The organism is Bacillus sp. 01N45 (genome assembly GCF_056399205.1).
The window spans coordinates 1-675 of record NZ_JBFTQW010000040.1; the positions used below are offsets into that span (position 1 = coordinate 1).

Below are 675 nucleotides of genomic sequence, written 5' to 3' on the forward strand. Positions count from 1 at the left end.
TGACGGGATCGAACCGCCGACCCCCTGCTTGTAAGGCAGGTGCTCTCCCAGCTGAGCTAATCCTCCAAAAGTGGTGACCCGTACGGGATTCGAACCCGTGTTACCGCCGTGAAAGGGCGGTGTCTTAACCACTTGACCAACGGGCCAAATATTATAAATCCTATGGCGGAGAGCAAGGGATTCGAACCCTTGATACGCTTGTGACGTATACACGATTTCCAATCGTGCTCCTTCGGCCAACTCGGACAGCTCTCCAATGGCTCCGCAGGTAGGAATCGAACCTACGACCGATCGGTTAACAGCCGATAGCTCTACCGCTGAGCTACTGCGGAATAATATTGCCTGGCAACGTCCTACTCTCACAGGGACAAGGTCCCAACTACCATCGGCGCTAGAGAGCTTAACTTCCGTGTTCGGTATGGGAACGGGTGTGACCTCTCTGCCATCATTACCAGACATTATTCTTTTGAGACAATCATTATTATAACTTATTTTCTTTAAAAGTCAACAAGTTTTTTATGTTCTCTCAAAACTAGATAACATTGCTACATATTATATGGTTAAGTCCTCGATCTATTAGTATTCGTCAGCTCCACATGTCACCATGCTTCCACCTCGAACCTATCAACCTGATCATCTTTCAGGGATCTTACTAGCTTACGCTATGGGAAATCT

General features: G+C 47.4%; 4 tRNA genes and 2 rRNA genes. All 6 read right to left on the reverse strand.

Annotated features, from left to right (window positions below):
* Positions 1 to 58: transfer RNA gene (locus AC1DMU_RS29480), tRNA-Val, on the reverse strand.
* 13 nt (positions 59 to 71) lie between these two features.
* Positions 72 to 146, reverse strand: a tRNA-Glu gene (locus tag AC1DMU_RS29485).
* Between the two features lie 17 nt (positions 147 to 163).
* Positions 164 to 255, reverse strand: a tRNA-Ser gene (locus AC1DMU_RS29490).
* Positions 256 to 257: 2 nt separating this feature from the next.
* Positions 258 to 332, reverse strand: a tRNA-Asn gene (locus AC1DMU_RS29495).
* An 8-nt stretch (positions 333 to 340) separates the two neighbouring features.
* Positions 341 to 456 (reverse strand): 5S ribosomal RNA (gene rrf, locus AC1DMU_RS29500).
* A 100-nt stretch (positions 457 to 556) separates the two neighbouring features.
* Positions 557 to 675: ribosomal RNA gene (locus tag AC1DMU_RS29505) — 23S ribosomal RNA — on the reverse strand; the annotation flags it as partial.